This is a genomic window from Neisseria sp. Marseille-Q1983 (assembly GCF_018224585.1).
In the GTDB taxonomy this organism is placed as follows: Bacteria; Pseudomonadota; Gammaproteobacteria; order Burkholderiales; family Neisseriaceae; genus Neisseria; species Neisseria polysaccharea.
The window spans coordinates 37,740-58,342 of the sequence record NZ_JAGTUI010000004.1 but is presented as its reverse complement, the minus strand read 5'-3'; the positions used below and the strand labels follow the sequence as shown (position 1 = coordinate 58,342).

The window sequence follows — 20,603 nt, the reverse complement described above, 5'->3', positions numbered from 1 at the left end:
ACAGGTACGGCAAACGGCAGACTTCACGGAACAGCGCACCATATCGGCACGATTCGCATAAAGTCTACCGTTTCGGCAATCCGATCAACGTATCCAACTCGAAGGGTTCAATACCTGACCTTGATAACGTATTTGCAGGTAAAGCCCCTCTTCCCCGTCCGGCAGCGACCCGCTCGTACCGATTTTGCTTCCCGCCGCGACCGCATAACCCTTGCCGACAGAAATTTCGCTCAAACCGGCATAAATGCTGATGTAGTTCTCGCCGTGATCGACTACGACCACTTTGCCGTAGCCGTCCAACTCGTCCGCATAGCTTACTGTTCCTGCCGCAATGCTTTCAACCGTTGCCGGTGCAGTGGAATAAAACACGCCTTTCCAAACATCGCCGCCGCTCCGGTTCTGCCCGAAAAGTCCGGTCGGCACACCGTCAACCGGTTTTTTCAAACGTCCCTGCATGCGGCTGAAACCGTCGGCACTGCCGATACCCATAACCGAAGGCGCTTGGATGTTCCTGTCTTCGGCAGTCAGATTGGACATTGCCGCACGTCGTGCTTCAGCTTTCTGCTGTACCGCTTCTTTTTCTTTTCTGGCCTTTTCAGCAGCCGCCAGTCTGGCTTCCGCCAGTTTTCTTTTTGCTTCCGCATCCTGAATGCGGTGTTCGGCCTTTTTCTTCTCCAAATTGCTCAAGAGCTTGTTCAGCTGCTGCTCGTTTTCTTTCTGTTCCAGCAGTTTTCGGGCATCTTTGGCGATTTTGGCATTCTGTCTGCGGCTTTCCGTCTGTTCCGCCGCATCGGTTACACCCTGTTTTTTCAGCAGGGATTGCACGTTTGCCTGAATCTTTTTCAAATACGCCAACTCGTTGTTGATTTTCTGCTCTTGAATTGCCAAAGCCTTCTGCTGCTTTTCCAAATCTTTGACGACTTCCTGATTGGAGGCGTTCACATAGCGCGTATAGCGCAAAAAGCGGTTTTTCTGGCCCGGTTCGGCATTTTTCAGGAACAGGGCAACCGCATTCGGCTGGCTGTTTTTATAGTTTCCCGATACGAAACGGGAAATCTGCGCTTTCGTACCGGCGACTTCCGTTTTCAAACGGTTCAAATCAGCATTGAGGTTTTGAAACTTGTCCCAAGCCTCGCGCTGTTTGCGGTTGACGGAAGCAAGGTTGCCACGCGCCTGACGGATACGCTCTTGACGGATACGCTCTTCCTGAAGCTGTTTGAGGGAATTGCTGACATGAAGCAGCATTCCTTCGCTTTGTTTGAGCAGGGCTTTTTTGTTTTCGACATCGTTGGTCGCAGCGGCAACGGCAGCTTTCAATTCGTCGGAATCGGTTTTGGCATTTTTCTCTTCCGTGTGTTTTTTGTCCTGTTTCACTGCTTTTCCGTCCTTGTCGGTACGGTCTTTTTTATTTGCAGAAACAGTGTCTTTGTCCGACTTGCCGCCCTTACGTGGATTGTCCTGTCCTTTTGTCTCTTTTTTACCTTGTTTGTTTTCAGGCTGTGTTTTTGCGTTTTTTTCTTTGGATTCGGACACAGGCTTGCCATATGCCTTTTTGTGTTCCGCCTTCGATTCCTTATTCTCTTCGCGTCCTTTGCGCGCAGACTGCTTGGATGTTGCCTCCTTCTCTGCTTCTTTGCGGTTTTTGGCGGTTTTTTTGGACTCTTTGCCCTCTTTTGCCGCCTCTTTGCCGCCTGTTTTTTTATCTTTCACTGTGGCATTTTTGCCTTTTTCTTTTTTGCCTTCCGCCGCTTCTGGCTGTTCTTTTTTGTTCTTCGCCTGTTTTTTCACTTCGGCGGAACGGTTGTGTGCCGCGTCGTGGGCGGCAATGGCGGGCGTGGAAAAAACGAGCATCAGGGCAAGCAGAAGGGGTTTATAGCGCATGGTTCGACCTTCGGAAAAAGTTGGATAATACTGAAGGCTGCACGAAAGCAGCCGGACGTTTGGATTATACTGTCAGTTATGCCGTCTGAAAATGCCGTTTGCCCAATCTTGCACCTTCTTTGCGCGGATACTTGCAATCGGCTCAAACAGCCTTATATTGTGCGGCATATTTTCAATGCTGCAATAGATATTGTGTTCCGACACACAGGGTAGCACATTAAGCCGCATACCGTATGTTGCCCGATTTGGGAGCGTGCGACCCTCCAAACAAAGCAAGCCCTGCCGCCTTCACGGAAAACAAGGATTTAACCGATAAGGAAATTTTGATAAACAGACTGCTACTGCTGTCTGCCGCCGTCCTGCTGACTGCCTGCGGCAGCGGCGAAACCGATAAAATCGGACGAGCAAGCACCGTTTTCAATATGCTGGGAAAAAACGACCGTATCGAGATGGAAGGATTCGACGATCCCGACGTTCAGGGCATTACCTGTTATATTTCATATGCAAAAAAGACGGCTTGAAGGAAACGGTCAATTTGGAACAAGTAAATTTTGGCAAAATATCTATAAAGGAAATTTTAAAGTACACCCATAATGGAAAAAATATTTTATCAAATTAGCGACCCCACACAAAATGTTCCCGAAGGAGATGACAGTTGGATAGATCAATTGAAACAAGAGAATATAATGTGCGATTGTGGAAATATCATTAAACATACAGCAATTGATGTCTTTCTAAATGAAAAAATAAAAAAAAGTTTTGCTCCAATTACCTACGCAAGAGGTACATTTATTGGAATGTTACATAAAGATATTGTTTCATTACTGGGCATTCAAAATATTGAGAATGTATATTTTGTAGTAAAGGTTTATGATGTAAACAAAACTGTATCCAAAGAATACATTTCAGTTGTTCCAAAATTTAGAATTTATATAAGGGGAGGGAAAGAATCAACTTGTAGTATATGTGAAAAGTGCGGAGTCGTTTTATATTTTCCTTTGCCATTAAATAGTTGGTATATTGTGGATAAATCTATCCCAAATCTCACTTTCTTTCCAAGCGCTTTAACAGGTATTATTGTGAATGACGAAATTTTAAAACAAATAAAAAAATCAGGAATTAAAAGAATTGGATATGAAAAATTGCCAGTATTAAAAGAAGCAATTGATGGTCACAATAGTTGTTTTGAGGCTTTGCCACCGGAATAATGACCTTTTCGGCAAAATCAAGAGTACTCGCAATGTCTTAGTTCCCTCAATGACAAGTAATTGCAGGCTCATTATGGCTGGCAGGAGGGAGATACCGCCTACGAGTGGTACGGCAACGGCATGCTCAGGAGCGTACGCACACCCGAAGGTGCCACCATAAGGTTTGAGTACGATGCCTTGGGCAGGCGTATCCTTAAAGAGACGCACGACACATGCCATCGCTATGCCTGGGACGGCAACGTGCTTCTGCATGAGTGGAGCTATGACAGGCGGGAGAAGACGCGTCCGACACATCGGTTTCGTGCGTTCAGACGGCATCTTCGATTTCTTTTGATGAAACCGCCGTGCGCAAACCGAAAGAAGTTTTCAAGCACGGTACGAGCTTCGCGTTCAAGAGTCGGCAGATTATCCGTTATTATAATCCGAAACGTAAAACTTTCGCTTATTTGGTTTACAGCGATAAAATCGTCCAAGGCTCGCCGAAAAATTCCTTAAGTGTGGTTTCCTGTTTCGGCAGCAACCTGCAAACCAATATGCCTCAAGCGGGCACTTCCGGCAAAATGCTTGCTGGCGCTTGCATGATTTCCAACCCGATAGAAAATCCCGACAAACGCTGATATGAACCTGTCCAACCACTTTCTCGTCGCCATGCCCGATATGGAAGACGCGTTTTTTGCACAATCGGTCGTCTATATCTGCAAACACGATGAAGACGGCGCACTCGGCATCGCCATCAACAAACCCTCTCCGATTACGATGGACATGATTTTTTCCGCCACCGGCAAAAACATCCCTTTCCGAATGCAGCACGACAGCGTGATGATGGGCGGGCCGGTGCAAGTCGATCGCGGTTATGTCGTGCATACCCCGGTCGGCAACTGGCAAAGCAGTATCGGCGTTTCGGACAATATCGCGCTGACTTCTTCCCGAGACGTGATTGAAAATATTTCACGCGAAGGCGCGGTTGACAAAATATTAATCAGTATCGGATATTCAAGCTGGGGAAAAGGCCAGCTCGAACGCGAACTTGCCGACAATGCGTGGCTGACCGTTCCCGCCGACGAACATATCCTGTTCGACATCCCCTACGAACACCGTTACGCCGCCGCATTTGCCAAACTCGGTATCGATCCGATCGCCTTGATTTCCGGAGTCGGCCATGCATAAAGCACCCCAAGGTACAGCATTGGCATTCGACTTTGGGGAAGCGCGTATCGGCGTGGCACAAGGAGACGCGGAATTAGGGCTATCCCATCCTTTGAGCACCGTTACCGGCAGCAGCAACGATGAAAAATTCGCGGCAATCGCCAAGCTGGTTCAAGAATGGCAGCCGCGTTATTTTGTCGTCGGACTGCCCGTGCATACCGACGGCACGGAACACGAAATGACGCATCTGTCCCGCAAGTTTGGACGCAGGCTGCACGGCAGATTCGGGCTTCCCGTCTATTGGGTGGACGAACGCCTCTCGTCCGTCTATGCCGAAAGCCTACTTTCGGAAGCACAGGTCTTCGGCAAAAAACGCAAATCGGTGCTCGACCAAGTGGCGGCGCAAGCCATCCTGCACGGTTTTTTCGAGGGCGGCGCGGCGGAATTTTTCAACGGGCGTGAGGGTTAAGCGGCACGGTTAACACCCTACCGTGAAAGAGGCGCGCACCAAGCCGTCCAGCTCCAATACCAAATTATCCCCCGCACCGATTGCGCCCACACCGGAGGGCGTTCCGGTAAACACCAAATCCCCTTTCTCCAACCCGTAATCCGCCGCCAGTTTGTGTAAAATTTCCCGAATCGGGTAAATCATCAAACCGGTATCCCCGCGCTGTTTCAATACACCGTTTTGTTTTAATGAAAACAACACCTTCTCGGGATTGCCGATTCTGTCTGCCACCGCAAAATCTGACACGCACGCGGAATGCCTGAACCCTTTTGCCTTCAGCCAGGGCAGCCCCTGCGCCTTCAGACGGCATTGGATATCCCGTGCCGTAAGGTCCAACCCTACACCATATCCTGCGACACATCCCAAAATATCTTCACCCTCGCCCATGCCGTCTGAATCCCGACCAATCAGCAACACGAGCTCGCACTCAAAATGTACATCCCTACTGAACTCGGGCAGCAAGATTGTACCGCCGCTATTCAAAATGCTGCCTGACGGCTTCATAAACACCACAGGTTCGGAAGGTATTTCGTTTTTTAACTCTTCGATATGTGCGGCATAGTTCCTGCTGATACAGAAAATATTGCCGACCTCGACTGCTTCTCCTTCTAAAAATACTGAAGCCACTTCACTTTCTCCCCAAATAAAAATGCCGTCTGAAATTATTTTCAGACGGCATTTGACCAAGCTTACGCATTTAATGAAGCTGTTACACGCGCAACAATTTCTCCGATCGGAACCGATTGCGCTTCGTTATCGCGGCGTTCGGCGTATTCAACATTGCCTTCTTTCAAGGCTCGGTCGCCAATGACGATGCGGTGCGGGATGCCCAAAAGCTCGGAGTCGTTGAGCAGCACGCCTGCGCGTTCGTCGCGGTCGTCGAGGAGGACATCCGCGCCTGCCGCCAGCAGTTCGGCGTAGATTTTGTCGGCGGCTTCGCGCACAGCATCTGATTTTTTGTAGTTCATCGGTACGATAACGACTTCAAACGGCGCCATCGCTTTGGTCCAGATGATGCCTTTTTCGTCGTTATTCTGCTCGATGGCGGCGGCAACGACGCGGGTGATGCCGATGCCGTAGCAGCCCATTTCCATAATTTGCGATTTGCCGTTGTTGTCCAAGAAGCTGACATTCATCGCTTTAGTATATTTGTCACGCAACTGGAAGACGTGTCCGACTTCAATGCCGCGCGCCAGTTTCAGACGGCCTTGCCCGTCGGGGCTTTCGTCGCCTTCGACGACGTTGCGCAAATCGACAAACTCAGGTTCGGCAGCGTCGCGGCCGAAATTGAAGCCGGTATAGTGGTAGTCGTCTTCGTTTGCGCCGATGACCCAGTCCGCGCCTTTTTCGGTAGCGAAATCGGCATAGACTTTGCCTGCAAAGCCGACAGGGCCGAGAGAGCCGCCGTTTGCGCCGAACTGTTCGACAATCGCGGCAGGGCTTGCCATCGTCAGCGGCGATTTCACGCCCGCGAGTTTCTCGGCTTTGATGTCGTTAAATTCATGGTCGCCGCGTAACAGCAGCAGGATAAGTTCGCCTTCGTTTTCGCCTTCAACCACGATGGATTTCAGTGTTTTTTCAATCGGAATACTGAGGAAATCAACCAATGAATCAATGGTTTTGACGTTTGGCGTGTGTACTTTGACGAGTTCTGCCTGAGCGGCTGCGCGTTCGCCTTTGAGCGGCAAGGTCGGCGCCAGCTCGATATTGGCGGCGTAATCGGAAGTGTCGCTGTATGCAATGACGTCTTCGCCGCTTTCAGCCAATACTTGGAATTCGTGCGAACCCGTACCGCCGATGCTGCCGGTGTCTGCGGCGACGGGGCGGAATTCTAAACCCAAACGGGTGAAGATGCGGCAATAAGCGTCGTACATGGCATCATAGGTCGTCTGAAGCGAGGCGTAGTCGGCATGAAAGGAATAAGCGTCTTTCATGACGAACTCGCGCGCGCGCATCACGCCGAAGCGCGGGCGCACTTCGTCGCGGAATTTGGTTTGGATATGGTAAAAGTTTTTCGGCAGTTGTTTGTAGCTGTTGATTTCTTTGCGCACGATGTCGGCGATGACTTCCTCGCAGGTCGGACCCATGCAGAAATTGCGGTCGTGGCGGTCTTTCAGGCGCAGCAGTTCTTTACCGTAAAACTCCCAGCGGCCGGATTCCTGCCACAGCTCGGCAGGCTGCACCACCGGCATCAGCAACTCCACGCTGCCCGCGCGCGCCATTTCTTCGCGCACGACGTTTTCGACTTTGCGTAACACGCGCAGCCCCATCGGCATCCAAGTATAAAGACCGGACGCGTTGGCTTTAATCAGGCCGGCGCGAATCATCAGCTTGTGGCTGGCAAGCGCGGCTTCGGCAGGGGCTTCTTTTAAAGTAGAGATAAAGAATTGGCTGGCTTTCATAAAAGTATTTTTCCAAACAGGCAGATTCAAAAGTAAATCGGGTGCAGATTGTAACGCGAAAAAAGCAGGTTTTGCACCAACCTCCAAAATTCACCCCCTGCCCCAAGCGCGGGACAAATCCCATGCCAGACGACAAAAACATGACTAGAAACATCATATTGAACATAATCACATGATTTTTATAGATTTAAATATGCCTATTTTTTAATCAAAATAAGCGTACATTTGTTGCGTAAGACTTTTTTAACACAAGCCGTGGCTTATCAACACGGTTATCCACAAAGCTTGTGTATAGATTTTCTACAATAGGGAAATTGCCGGCAGAGACATAACGATTCGACATCCCACAATTCCGAAAAAATATAACCAAAATCAAACAGAATGTTTTCGCAATCAAAAAGACCTGTCCTTACCAAACGCCAACTTCAGTATAAAACCTGCTTTTAAAAGCATGGTTATTTGCCAGCAGACCCGATTGCTGATAGGATTTCGTGTGGAGCAGACCGAACATTTTTTCAAGTTTTCCCTTGTTTCCAAGACTTTTATAATTTTTTGAAAACATTGGACTTAAATTATTTTGTTTCGGTTTGATTTAGAAATTTTCGTTTTTGCTTATTATTTTTCACAAACGAAAATAAAGGGGTTGGCTACACCCTCCCTGCCGATTAAACACTCAACATAAAGGATAGATACTATGTCCACCCAATTACACGATGTTGACCCTATCGAAACCCAAGAGTGGCTGGACGCGTTAAGCTCCGTCCTCGAATATGAAGGCGGCGAACGCGCGCAATACCTCTTGGAAAACCTGGTCAAATACTGCCGCGACAAAGGCGTACGTATGCCACACGGCACGACCACCCCGTATTTGAATACCGTTTCGGTTGAAAACGAAAAAGGCATTCCGGGCGACCAAAACATCGAACACCGCATCCGCGCATTCGTGCGCTGGAACGCCGCCGCCATCGTATTGCGCGCCGGCAAGAAAGATTTGGAACTGGGTGGGCACATCGCATCTTTCCAATCTGCCGCCACCATGTACGAAGTCGGTTTCAACCACTTCTGGAAAGCCAAAGGTGAAGGTGAAGAAGGCGATTTGGTCTTCTTCCAAGGTCACGTTGCCCCTGGTATCTATGCACGCGCGTTTGTTGAAGGCCGTCTGACTGAAGACCAACTGAACAATTTCCGTCAAGAAGTTGACGGTAAAGGTCTGCCTTCTTACCCTCACCCTCACCTCCTGCCCGACTTCTGGCAGTTCCCGACCGTATCCATGGGTTTGGGTCCGATTATGGCGATTTACCAAGCACGTTTCCTGAAATACTTGGAATCTCGCGGTCTGGCAAAAACCAAAGGCCGTAAAGTATGGTGCTTCTGTGGTGACGGCGAAATGGACGAACCTGAAAGCCAAGGCGCGATTGCCCTGGCAGCACGCGAAGGTTTGGACAACCTGGTTTTCGTCATCAACTGTAACCTGCAACGTTTGGACGGCCCAGTACGCGGTAACGGCAAAATCATTCAAGAATTGGAAGGCAACTTTGCCGGCGCCGGCTGGAATGTCGTCAAAGTCATCTGGGGTCGCCGTTGGGACCGCCTCTTGGCTAAAGACAAAGACGGCATCCTGCGCAAACGCATGGAAGAATGTTTGGATGGTGACTACCAAACTTATAAATCCAAAGATGGCGCATACGTTCGCGAACACTTCTTCAATACCCCTGAACTGAAAGCATTGGTCGCAGATATGACCGATGACGAAATTTGGGCATTAAACCGCGGCGGCCATGATCCTCAAAAAGTGTACAACGCTTACGACCGCGCAGTGAACCACGCCGATGGCAAACCTACTGTAATCTTGGCGAAAACCATTAAAGGTTACGGTATGGGTGCATCCGGCGAAGGTCAAAACGTTGCCCACCAAGCAAAAAAAATGGACAAAGCGTCTCTGAAACAGTTCCGTGACCGCTTTGACATTCCAGTAACTGACGAGCAAATCGACAGTGGCGACCTGCCTTATCTGACTTTTGCTCCTGACAGCGAAGAATACAAATACCTGCACGCACGTCGCGAATCTTTGGGTGGCTACCTGCCTCAACGCAACCCTACCCAAGACGTTTTGGAAGTACCTGAACTGTCTGCATTTGATGCTCAACTGAAATCCAGCGGTGACCGTGAATTCTCAACCACTATGGCTTTCGTACGCATCCTGTCTACTTTGCTGAAAGACAAAAAAATCGGCAAACGCGTTGTACCTATCGTTCCTGACGAAAGCCGTACTTTCGGTATGGAAGGTATGTTCCGCCAATACGGTATTTGGAACCCTAAAGGCCAACAATATACCCCTCAAGATAAAGACCAACTGATGTTCTACAAAGAATCCATCGACGGTCAAATCTTGCAAGAAGGTATTAACGAACCGGGCGCAATGGCTGACTGGATCGCTGCTGCAACCAGCTACGCCAACAGCAACTTTGCGATGATTCCTTTCTACATCTACTATTCTATGTTCGGTTTCCAACGTATCGGCGACTTGGCTTGGGCGGCTGGCGATATGCACGCGCGCGGCTTCCTGTTGGGCGGCACTGCCGGCCGTACGACTCTGAACGGCGAAGGCCTGCAACACGAAGACGGCCACAGCCATGTTCAAGCGGATCTGATTCCGAACTGCGTCACTTACGATCCGACCTTCCAATACGAAGTGGCCGTCATCGTACAAGACGGTCTGCGCCGTATGTATGCCAATAATGAAGACGTGTTCTACTACATTACCCTGATGAACGAGAACTACACCCATCCGGATATGCCCGAAGGTGCGGAACAAGACATCTTGAAAGGTATGTACCTGCTGAAAGCCGGCGGCAAAGGCGACAAGAAAGTCCAACTGATGGGTTCCGGTACGATTCTGCAAGAAGTGATTGCCGGTGCCGAGCTGCTGAAAGCCGACTTCGGCGTGGAAGCAGACATCTGGTCTTGCCCGTCCTTCAACCTGCTGCACCGCGACGCCATCGAAACCGAACGCTTCAACCGCCTGCATCCGCTGGAAGCTGAAAAAGTGCCTTTCGTTACCTCTCAACTGCAAGGTCATGACGGTCCGGTTATCGCCGCTACCGACTATATCCGCAGCTATGCCGACCGTATCCGCGCGTACATCCCGAACGACTACCATGTCTTGGGCACTGACGGTTTCGGCCGTTCCGACAGCCGCGCCAACCTGCGCCGCTTCTTTGAAGTGGATCGCTACAACGTTGCCGTGGCAGCATTGGCCGCATTGGCGGAACAAGGCAAAGTCAGCAAAGAAACCGTTCAACAAGCCATTGAGAAATACGGCATCAAAGCCGATTCAGCCCCTAGCTGGAAACGCTGATTGATGTTTCAGACGGCCTGTTTGCCCCATTCAGACATCAGGCCGTCTGAAAACCGAATGCCCGAATGGTTTGAACAGACAAACCGTACCGATGCCGCGTGAAGCAGTTTTCAGACGGCATCCAACTGAAAAAGATTAAAGGAACTCAAATGAGTATCGTAGAAATCAAAGTCCCCGATATCGGCGGTCACGAAAACGTCGACATCATCGCCGTAGAAGTTAAAGCGGGCGACACCATCGCCGTTGACGACACCCTGATTACTTTGGAAACCGACAAAGCCACGATGGATGTACCTGCCGATGCGGCCGGTGTCGTGAAAGAAGTTAAAGTCAAAGTTGGCGACAAAATCTCCGAAGGCGGCGTAATTCTGACCGTTGAAACCGGTACCGCCGCTGCCGAAGCCGCCCCAGCTGCTGCCGCTGAAACACAACCTGCACCTGCCGCCACACCCGTTGCCGCAGGCGGTGCAACCGTTCAAGTAGCCGTCCCCGATATCGGCGGCCATACCGATGTGGATGTAATCGCTGTTGAAATCAAAGTGGGCGACACCGTTGCCGAAGACGACACGCTGATTACTTTGGAAACCGACAAAGCGACAATGGACGTACCTTGTACCGCTGCCGGTGTCGTTAAAGCCGTATTCTTAAAAGTCGGCGACAAAGTGTCCGAAGGCTCTGCCATTATCGAAGTAGAAACCGCCGGCTCTGCCGCAGCAGCCCCTGCTCAAGCCGCCGCACCCGCACCGGCTGCCGCTCCGGCTCCGACTGCTGTCGCCGCACCTGCACCTTCTGCACCTGCCGCTGCCAAAATCGACGAGGCCGCTTTCGCCAAAGCACACGCCGGTCCTTCCGCACGCAAACTGGCGCGCGAATTGGGCGTGGATTTGAGCCAAGTCAAAGGCACCGGCTTGAAAGGCCGTATCGTGGGCGACGACATCAAAGCCTTTGTGAAATCCGTAATGCAGGGCGGCGCGGCAAAACCTGCCGCAGCCGGCGCGTCTTTGGGCGGCGGTCTGGACTTACTGCCGTGGCCTAAAGTGGACTTCTCCAAATTCGGTAATGTCGAAGTTAAAGAATTGTCCCGCATTAAGAAAATTTCCGGTCAAAACCTGTCCCGCAACTGGGTTGTGATTCCCCACGTTACCGTACACGAAGAAGCGGATATGACTGAGCTGGAAGAATTCCGCAAACAGCTGAACAAAGAATGGGAACGCGAAGGCATGAAACTGTCCCCGTTGGCGTTCATCATCAAAGCCTCCGTTTCCGCGCTGAAAGCCTTCCCCGAATTCAACGCTTCTCTGGACGGCGACAACCTGGTGCTGAAAAACTACTTCAACATCGGTTTCGCAGCCGATACGCCAAACGGCTTGGTTGTTCCCGTCATCAAAGACGTAGATCAAAAAGGCTTGAAACAAATCAGCCAAGAACTGACCGAATTGTCCAAAAAAGCCCGCGAAGGCAAGCTCAAACCGCAAGAAATGCAAGGTGCGTGCTTTACCATTTCCAGCTTGGGCGGCATCGGCGGCACAGGCTTCACGCCGATTGTGAACGCTCCCGAAGTCGCCATCTTGGGCGTGTGCAAATCCCAAATCAAACCGGTTTGGAACGGCAAAGAGTTTGCCCCGCGCCTGATGTGCCCGTTGAGCCTGTCCTTCGACCACCGCGTCATCGACGGTGCGGCCGGTATGCGCTTCACCGTATTCTTGGCGAAGCTGTTGAAAGACTTCCGCCGCATTACCCTGTAACCCGATCGGCTTCAGACGGCATAGCGGTCTGTGCCGTCTGAAAAGGAAGTTTGAACATCATTCAGAAAGATGAGACATGAGCTTAGTTGAATTGAAAGTGCCCGACATTGGCGGACACGAAAATGTAGATATTATCGCGGTTGAAGTAAACGTGGGCGATACCATCGCCGTTGACGATACCCTGATTACACTGGAAACCGATAAGGCGACTATGGACGTACCTGCCGAAGTTGCGGGCGTGGTCAAAGAAGTAAAAGTCAAAGTCGGCGACAAAATCTCCGAAGGCGGTTTGATTGTTGTCGTTGAAGCTGAAGGCACGGCTGCCGCCCCTAAAGCCGAAGCGGCTGCCGCCCCGGCGCAAGAAGCCCCTAAAGCTGCCGCTCCCGCTCCGCAAGCCGCGCAATTCGGCGGTTCTGCCGATGCCGAGTACGACGTGGTCGTATTGGGCGGCGGCCCCGGCGGTTACTCCGCTGCATTTGCCGCTGCCGATGAAGGCTTGAAAGTCGCCATCGTCGAACGTTATAAAACCTTGGGCGGCGTTTGCCTGAACGTCGGCTGTATCCCTTCCAAAGCCCTCTTGCACAATGCTGCCGTTATCGACGAAGTGCGCCACTTGGCTGCAAACGGCATCAAATACCCCGAGCCTGAACTCGACATCGATATGCTGCGCGCCTACAAAAACGGCGTGGTTTCCCGCCTCACCGGCGGTTTGGCAGGTATGGCGAAAGGCCGCAAAGTGGACGTTATCCAAGGCGACGGCCAATTCTTAGATCCGCACCACTTGGAGGTATCGCTGACTGCCGGCGACGTGTACGAACAAGCAACGCCTACCGGCGAGAAAAAAATCGTTGCCTTCAAAAACTGTATCATTGCAGCAGGCAGCCGCGTAACCAAACTGCCGTTTATCCCTGAAGATCCGCGCATCATCGATTCCAGCGGCGCATTGGCTCTGAAAGAAGTACCGGGCAAACTGCTGATTATCGGCGGCGGCATTATCGGCCTCGAGATGGGTACGGTTTACAGCACGCTGGGTTCGCGTTTGGATGTGGTTGAAATGATGGACGGCCTGATGCAAGGCGCAGACCGCGACTTGGTGAAAGTATGGCAAAAACAAAACGAATACCGTTTTGACAACATTATGGTCAACACCAAAACCGTTGCAGTCGAGCCGAAAGAAGACGGCGTTTACGTTACCTTTGAAGGTGCAAATGCGCCTAAAGAGCCGCAACGTTACGATGCCGTACTGGTTGCCGCCGGCCGCGCGCCCAACGGCAAACTCATCAGCGCGGAAAAAGCAGGCGTTGCCGTAACCGATCGCGGCTTCATCGAAGTGGACAAACAAATGCGTACCAATGTGCCGCACATCTACGCCATCGGCGACATCGTCGGTCAGCCGATGTTGGCGCACAAAGCCGTTCACGAAGGACACGTTGCCGCCGAAAACTGCGCCGGCCACAAAGCCTACTTCGACGCGCGCGTGATTCCGGGCGTTGCCTACACTTCTCCCGAAGTGGCGTGGGTGGGCGAAACCGAGTTGTCCGCCAAAGCCTCCGGCCGCAAAATCACCAAAGCCAGCTTCCCGTGGGCGGCTTCCGGCCGTGCGATTGCCAACGGTTGCGACAACGGCTTTACCAAGCTGATTTTCGATGCCGAAACCGGACGGGTTATCGGCGGCGGCATCGTCGGCCCCAACGGCGGCGATATGATCGGCGAAGTCTGCCTCGCCATCGAAATGGGCTGTGATGCGGCCGACATCGGCAAAACCATCCATCCGCACCCCACTTTGGGCGAATCCATCGGTATGGCTGCGGAAGTGGCTTTGGGCACTTGTACCGACCTGCCGGCTCAAAAGAAAAAATAAACCTGACGCTCTAAGCAGCCGATAAGGTTTATCCGAACAAATGCCGTCTGAACCCTTCAGACGGCATTTTTGTTTCCCCCTTATGCTTTCCCACCGCAAATTTTAACCGGCTTTCACTCATCCCCCGTCCCGTCTGCGTTTCATATCTGAACATCGGAAACGCGCCCGGGCATCGGATTAGGGGCAATAACGGTATTTAAATATGAAACACATCCCGTTTCAAAACCGGCAAAAATGCCGTCTGAACGTTCAGACGGCATTGGGCATAAACGGCATTAATGCGGTTGGCCGGAAACCCCGCCGCCCTCGTCAAAATCGGAATCGGGTTCATTTTGCAGCGTTTTACCGTTTAACTTCAGGGTGTTGTTTTTCAGGGAAATGACCGTATCAATCTGATTGCCGTCTAAAGTGAGGTATTTTTCCCGCGCCATACTTTGAACCGTACTGTCCACCATCAGGCGCAAAGTCTCGTTGATGTCGTCAAGACTTGCCCTGCCTTCCGCCTCATCTTCGGCATTGACGCTGAAAATATTGCCCGCTTGGCTGACTGCCAAATCTTCCAACATTTTTTGAGGAATACTCATTCTGATGTCCGCCTCAGTTTTCTTCAGCATCAAACCCAATTGGTTCAAATCTTCCTTCTTCATATCTTTAAACATAATTTTCCCGCCCACATCGATTTTTCCCGACGGCAGCGTGAAACGGAAAGTTTTGATATTTAGCACCGGGTCATGGGTAAATAATCCGGAAGCCTCGCCTTTGACTGCAGTAATCAAATCATTGCGGATTTGTTCTTCAGTCATTTTTTTGGCAGAAATTTGTGCAAACTTGCGTTTCAATACGGTTAAGGAAGAAGCATCGAGATGTTCGGCAGCGATATGGATATCCAGCGGGCCATATTTTTCATCGCCGTAAACCAGCGTGTCAAAACGGAACTGCCCTTCACTGTTGATAAATGAGCCCGATTCCCCGGTCTTGGTTGAAAAAGCCAGTTTGCCAACTTCGATTTTGGAAGGTGCGATACTGCCGTTGGGATTGATAAACGCGCCAATCTGCAAATCGGTAACGAGATTGACCAGTTCGTTTAACTTGACGTTGTAATCGACACCCTCTTTCCATTCTAGGGAGAATTTTTCCAAGGTCAGATTGCTGCTGCCTAAAGCAAGCGGATTGATGCCGTCTGAAGTTTCCGAATCGAAATGCACTTTTTCAAACGCGGCATCGCCTTTATCTGCCAGCTTGATTTTAAACAAGGGGGCATCATAGCCGTTTCGGTAGCTTTTGAAACCTTTTTGGTAAACCGTTTTCCCCGTCAGGCCTTCCCAGTGCAGCCTGATGCCCGACAGTTCTTCATAATCGAAGGCGGGAACACTGACTTCCATCTTGCCGCTGCCGTTGAAATAAACGGTATTGGCAAGGGAAACCGGGGCTTGTTTCCCAAAAAAGCGTTCCAAAACTTTTTCCGTTTCAGGCGCGTATTTGAACTCGGTTTCAATGTGCGCCTGCGTGCCGAATCCGCCGGCAAAAGGACCGTGCGTGATATGGTTTACCAGCGTAACCGGCTGTTCCAACACTGTTTTCAAATTATCCGGCAGATATTTCTGCGCATTATGCAGCAACTCGGGTTTCAGACGGATGACCGTCGTTTCCGTAGAGGTAAACCAGCCGCGCTCATATTGGTGCGATTCGACGGTCAGGAAGCCCGTTTCCTGCAATATTTTTTGCTGCTGCGTCAGGCTTTCTTCGGCTTTGACACCCAAATAATAAGGTGTACCCAAAGCAACGCCGAGCAATGCTGCCGCAACTGAAATCAAAGGTTTTTTCATCACTTCAAACAAGCAGGTTTCAAAGACGCTAGAATAGCATTATTTAAGCGTATCCCGCCATATCTCTTTAAAAGAAATGCCGTCTGAAACCTGTTCGGACGGCATTTTCGGAAACGGAGGCAGCTTAGAAATCCAATTCCGCCTTCAGCCAGTAAGTACGCGGCATACCGACGACGGCGAAGCTGCGGTCGAATTGTCCGCGCTGTACCTGCCAATAGTTTTTGTTGAACAGGTTTTCCACCGAGCTGCTGACGGTCAAAGTATTTTTGCCCAGCTTGGTTTTGTAGCGCGCGCCTACGTCAACCAAGGTGTAGGATGGGAAGGCATATTGTTTTTTCGTGTCTTGGTAAGACTTGCCGAAATACGAAACGTTGCCGTTCAAGGTCAAGCCTTTGGCAAATGGTGCATCCCATTCCACGCCCGCTTTGGCAATCACGCGCGGATTGGCGACTTGTACGCCGTTAACCAGCATATCGCGCGCATTCGGATAATTCTTCACGGTCGATTGCAGATACATCACGCCGAAAGTCGGGCGCAGGGTTTTGTTCAACAGGTTGGCGTATGCGTTGAACTCGATACCTCGGCTGCGTTCCATGCCTTGTTCGTCTTTGGCCTCACCGCCTTGCGCTTTATAGCCGGCAAAATCGGAATTATTGCCGTAGGTCAGGCTGCCATCTTTATTAGTCTGACCTCGCCAGTAGCCCGGGCGTTTAATTTGGAACGCATTCAACGCGGTAACGAAATCGCCCCAGTTTTTACGCACGCCCACTTCAAACTGGCGGCTGACACGTGGTTTCGCCATTGTCGTTTCGCCGGAATCATCGGTTTTAATTTCGGCAGGCTCCAAGTCTTCCATATAGTTGCCGTACACGACCAAATCGGGTTGCGGCACCCATGCGGCCATCAACATCGGGCTGAAGCGTTTGGCATCGCCGCTTTGAACCGGTTTACCCTTTTGAGCCGGTGTCTTGTCGGTGTATTCGACATATTGATAGCGACCGCCCAAAGTCAGGCGGTATTTATTGTCTGCAAAGCCCAAGGTGTCGGACAAAGCCAGGCTGTTGACTTTGATATTGGCATCCAAGTTGGCGGTTTTCGCCCAAGAATTGGGATAGTCGGCTTTGAACGATGCCAATTGATTCGCAATATTTCCGTTTGCCTTCACTTCTATCTTGCTGTTTCCGTTCCCGCTGCCGTTTATGGTTTTCCGTTGGCGGATGATGCGGTCAAAAGCCGTACTCCAGTTGTGCGTAACCGGGCCGGTTTCAAATTCGCCGCGTGCGGTCAGGTTCATACTCAAAGTACGGAAGTATTGGTCGGTCAGGCGCGCCGTGCCGGTGTGGTATTGGTTGGCAGCCGTGCAGGTTTCGGTTTGGCTGCTTGCGCCGCTTGTACCGCAAACGGTCGGGGAAATCAGCGTGCCGTAATAACGCGCTTTGTTGTAGCCGATGCCGCCTGTAATTTGGGCATTTTCAAACGCATCCCATTCAAAGGTCAGCATATTGGTTTCGCCGACGGTGTTTTGCCAGTTCCAAGAAGGCAGCAGGTTGATTTTGCCGTCGGGCGCGTCGAACAAGCGTCCGTTGGCGTTTTGAATATCCTGCATACGCGCGCGGCCGCCGTTGGTTTTGCGTTTCGCGTAGATGGAGTCGAACGCCACGCGCAGTTTTTCGCCGCGATAGTCGGCATTTACCGCAAATTCTTTGTTGTCTTCGCTGTAACCGTGGCGCGGGGTGTCGCCGTGGCGCAGTTTGCCGTTGGCGCGCACGCCAAATTCTTTGTTTTCGCCGAAGCGTTGACCCAAGTCGAACGTACCTTGGGCGCGGTTGTTGCTAAACCAGCCCAAACCGATTTTGCGGTTGCCTTCATCGACGGCTTTTTTGGTTTCGATATTGACGGAACCGGATACCGCGCCGTCGGGATCCATACCGTTTACGGTGGTGGACGCGCCTTTAATCAGTTGCGCGGAGCCGACTTGCACGCTGGCCGTGCCTTGCGTGCCGTACATTCCTGCCAAGCCGTTGACGCTGAACTGGCGCGAGTCAAGCTGATAACCTCGGAAATACAGGCCGGTCAGCGTGTTGCTTTCGCCGCCAAACTGCCAAACGGAAGCGTCTTTTTTCGCTACGGCATCCACCAAAGTACGCGCCTCGGTGTTGTTGAGGGCTTGTTCGTCGTAGTTGACGACGGTAATCGGCGCGGTAAAGGCGTTGGCTTTGCCCAATACGCCCAAGTTCACGCGGTCGCGCAAGTCGCCGTCGCTGGCGATGGAATAAGAACGGGCGGCTTTGACGCGTTTGGCGTCGGCGCGGACATGAACCTGTCCGAGTTCGCCCTGCTGCGGAACATTGTCGGCGGCAGACGAAAACGCGCTCAAAATCAACAGTGGCATTAAGGCAAGTTTTTTGTTCATGAAAACGCTCTCTTTTTAAGTATTTAAGGAATAAATTTAAAAATAAACAAATTGGTCAGATATTTGTGTGGAAATTATATTTGATAATCAAAACTATTCCAAAAAAATTTTGGGGGGCAAAGTTATCTGACTGTTATAGTGGATTAACAAAAATCAGGACAAGGCGGCGAAGCCGCAGACAGTACAAATAGTACGGAACCGATTCACTTGGTGCTTCAGCACCTTAGAGAATCGTTCTCTTTGAGCTAAGGCGAGGCAACGCCGTACTGGTTTTTGTTAATCCACTATAAAACTTGGTTTATTTTTATACTCCGTTGTCTGTTTTCTGCCACAGTCGATTTGGCTTCCATCAAACTGCATTTAAACGACTGAAAGGGAAACAGACACATTGCACGGGATTCTCCGTTTAATCAGATATGGGTTTCCATCTTCGGCAGTTTCGGGCATTTGACCGTTTCCGCCGCCTTGCCCAGCTGCCAATAAAAATGCCGTCTGAAATATCGGCCCGATACTTCAGATGGCATACCTGCCCGTTTTCCCGTATTTCCGGGGGCGGGCTGAAATTTAAACATGCGCGGAAATGATTTTCAGCATCTGCGCCAGTACTTTAGGATTGGCAGCCACAATATCGCCGCTTTCCAACCAGCCTTCGCCGCCCGACATATCGGTAACGATACCGCCCGCTTCTTGGACAATCAATGCGCCGGCGGCAATATCCCAAGGCTTGAGGTTAAACTCGAAAAAGCCGTCCAAACGGCCGGCCGCTACGGCGCACAAATCCAAAGAAGCCGCGCCTTCACGGCGGCCGCCGGCGGTTTTGGACAAAAAGTCTTTCAAAATCGCCAGATACTTGTCCATCATGCTTTGATCGACAACGGGGAAGCCGGTACCGATCAGGCAGCGGTTCAATTCGATGCGGTTGGAAACGCGGATGCGGCGGTCGTTGAGCAACGCGCCTTTGCCTCGGGATGCCATATATACGTCGTTGCGCTCGGGTGCGTACACCAAAGCCTCTTGCAACACGCCTTTGTGCAAAAGAGCCATAGAGACGGCGTATTGGGGATGGCCGTGAAGGAAGTTGGTTGTGCCGTCGAGCGGGTCGATAATCCATTCGTACTCGGCGGCGGCTTTACCGTAAGAGCCGCCTTCTTCGCAAGTGATTTTGTGATGCGGATAGGCTTCTTTGAGCGTTTCAACCAAAATCATCTCGGAGCTGCGGTCAACATCGGAAACGAAGTCGTTGAATGCTTTGCTGTCCACCTTGACGGCATCCAGATTGCCGGCGGCGCGTATCATCATTTGCCCTGCTTTACGGGCGGCTTTGAAAGCGGTATTTAAAAACGGATTCATGGTTTTCTTCCTAATTCGGGTAAAATACGCCCCAATGCGCCGAACAAGGCACACAAGAGGCAGTTTATCGTTTCCGACGCTGTTAAAGAACATTTCAGACGGCATAAGAAAAGGCCGTCTGAAAACAAAAAGATGGCGCATTATACCTGATTCCCTTACAAACAGAAAACAAAATATGGCTTCCGAAAAACCCGCCCTGCCCGCTTATCTGGACAACATCCGCATCGTCCTCACACGCACCAGCCATCCCGCCAATATCGGCTCTGCCGCACGCGCGATGAAAACAATGGGCCTGCACAAACTGACCATCGTCGCCCCTAATCTGATGGCTACGCCGATGACGGAAAATCCGCCCATTTTTAATCCCGATGACGTGCAAAGTTTTGCACTGCCTGAAGAAAGTTTCATCCTCGCTTCGGGCGCGGCAGACGTATTGCACAACGCCGAAATCGTCGCCACGCTGGACGAAGCCCTTGCCGATACCACCATCGCCTGCGCCCTCACCAGCCGCCGCCGCGAAATCACCGCGCCGCTGCAAACCCCGCGCGATTTGGTGCCTGAATTACTGCAGGCCGCCAACCGCGGCGAGAAAGTGGCGTTGGTTTTCGGCAACGAAACTTTCGGCTTGAGCATCGAAGAAGTCCAAGCCTGCAACCGACTGATGACCATCAACGGCAATCCCGACTATTTCTCGCTCAACCTCGCCCAAGCAGTGCAGGTCGTGTGCTACGAAATCTTTAGCCAAACCGATTTGCCCATGACCCATCTGCAACAGGAAGACCACGCCGCGACCCACGAGCAAATCAAAGGCATGGTCGCCCATATGGAAAGCGTGATGAACGACATCGGCTTTTTCAACCGCCGCAACGGCGAACGCCTGATGCGCCGTATGCAGAGCCTGTTCG

13 protein-coding genes and 2 pseudogenes are annotated in these 20,603 nt (G+C 51.2%); 9 read left to right on the top strand and 6 right to left on the bottom strand.

The window, feature by feature from the left end; translation table 11 throughout:
- Positions 1 to 84 precede the first annotated feature (84 nt).
- Positions 85 to 1,881 carry a peptidoglycan DD-metalloendopeptidase family protein gene (locus KEM39_RS01755; RefSeq protein WP_118997179.1) on the bottom strand — a complete coding sequence of 599 codons (1,797 nt, stop codon included), beginning with the start codon at positions 1,879 to 1,881 and terminating at the stop codon, positions 85 to 87.
- Positions 1,882 to 2,207: 326 nt separating this feature from the next.
- Between KEM39_RS01755 and KEM39_RS01750 the strand changes: the two are divergent.
- The 5 genes and pseudogenes from KEM39_RS01750 to ruvX all read left to right on the top strand — a co-directional run.
- Positions 2,208 to 2,425: pseudogene (locus KEM39_RS01750) on the top strand (CreA family protein); the annotation flags it as partial.
- Between the two features lie 49 nt (positions 2,426 to 2,474).
- Complete coding sequence (locus KEM39_RS01745; RefSeq protein WP_211709521.1) at positions 2,475 to 3,089, top strand: hypothetical protein; 615 nt, start codon at positions 2,475 to 2,477, stop codon at positions 3,087 to 3,089.
- A 275-nt stretch (positions 3,090 to 3,364) separates the two neighbouring features.
- A pseudogene (locus KEM39_RS01740) lies at positions 3,365 to 3,706 on the top strand (CreA family protein); the annotation flags it as partial.
- A gap of 1 nt (position 3,707) precedes the next feature.
- The gene (locus KEM39_RS01735) at positions 3,708 to 4,256 is read left to right on the top strand and encodes a YqgE/AlgH family protein (protein ID WP_211709520.1); all 549 of its coding nucleotides are present in this window, start codon (positions 3,708 to 3,710) and stop codon (positions 4,254 to 4,256) included.
- Positions 4,249 to 4,704: a Holliday junction resolvase RuvX gene (ruvX, locus tag KEM39_RS01730; protein WP_211709519.1), complete on the top strand. Its 456-nt coding sequence runs from the start codon at positions 4,249 to 4,251 to the stop codon at positions 4,702 to 4,704. The genes KEM39_RS01735 and ruvX overlap by 8 nt, the downstream gene beginning before the upstream one ends.
- A 9-nt stretch (positions 4,705 to 4,713) precedes the next feature.
- Here the strand turns inward: ruvX and KEM39_RS01725 are convergent, their stop codons facing one another.
- Entirely contained in the window at positions 4,714 to 5,370 is a 657-nt protein-coding gene (locus tag KEM39_RS01725) for a fumarylacetoacetate hydrolase family protein (protein ID WP_211709518.1), read from the bottom strand.
- A gap of 62 nt (positions 5,371 to 5,432) precedes the next feature.
- Complete coding sequence (locus KEM39_RS01720; RefSeq protein ID WP_211709517.1) at positions 5,433 to 7,145, bottom strand: proline--tRNA ligase; 1,713 nt, start codon at positions 7,143 to 7,145, stop codon at positions 5,433 to 5,435.
- A gap of 694 nt (positions 7,146 to 7,839) precedes the next feature.
- Here KEM39_RS01720 and aceE point away from each other — a divergent pair.
- The 3 genes from aceE (at position 7,840) to lpdA (ending at position 14,109) form a co-directional block, all read left to right on the top strand.
- Positions 7,840 to 10,503 carry a pyruvate dehydrogenase (acetyl-transferring), homodimeric type gene (gene aceE, locus KEM39_RS01715; RefSeq protein WP_118997184.1) on the top strand — a complete coding sequence of 888 codons (2,664 nt, stop codon included), beginning with the start codon at positions 7,840 to 7,842 and terminating at the stop codon, positions 10,501 to 10,503.
- 149 nt (positions 10,504 to 10,652) lie between these two features.
- Positions 10,653 to 12,248: a dihydrolipoyllysine-residue acetyltransferase gene (gene aceF / locus KEM39_RS01710; RefSeq protein ID WP_118997185.1), complete on the top strand. Its 1,596-nt coding sequence runs from the start codon at positions 10,653 to 10,655 to the stop codon at positions 12,246 to 12,248.
- A 76-nt stretch (positions 12,249 to 12,324) separates the two neighbouring features.
- A complete protein-coding gene (gene lpdA, locus KEM39_RS01705; RefSeq protein ID WP_118997186.1) occupies positions 12,325 to 14,109 on the top strand; it encodes a dihydrolipoyl dehydrogenase in 1,785 nt (594 codons plus the stop codon).
- Between the two features lie 275 nt (positions 14,110 to 14,384).
- Here lpdA and KEM39_RS01700 read toward each other — a convergent pair whose 3' ends face one another.
- The 3 genes from KEM39_RS01700 to KEM39_RS01690 form a co-directional block, all read right to left on the bottom strand.
- A complete protein-coding gene (locus tag KEM39_RS01700) occupies positions 14,385 to 15,935 on the bottom strand; it encodes a YdgA family protein (protein WP_003707855.1) in 1,551 nt (516 codons plus the stop codon).
- 124 nt (positions 15,936 to 16,059) lie between these two features.
- Positions 16,060 to 18,348 (bottom strand): TonB-dependent receptor domain-containing protein, encoded by a 2,289-nt coding sequence (locus KEM39_RS01695; protein WP_211709516.1) that lies wholly within the window; start codon positions 18,346 to 18,348, stop codon positions 16,060 to 16,062.
- A 564-nt stretch (positions 18,349 to 18,912) separates the two neighbouring features.
- A complete protein-coding gene (locus tag KEM39_RS01690) occupies positions 18,913 to 19,698 on the bottom strand; it encodes an inositol monophosphatase family protein (protein ID WP_003752510.1) in 786 nt (261 codons plus the stop codon).
- A gap of 175 nt (positions 19,699 to 19,873) precedes the next feature.
- Between KEM39_RS01690 and KEM39_RS01685 the strand changes: the two genes are divergently transcribed.
- Positions 19,874 to 20,603 (top strand): RNA methyltransferase (locus KEM39_RS01685; RefSeq protein ID WP_211709515.1); only part of this gene is annotated, 730 nt, incomplete at its 3' end.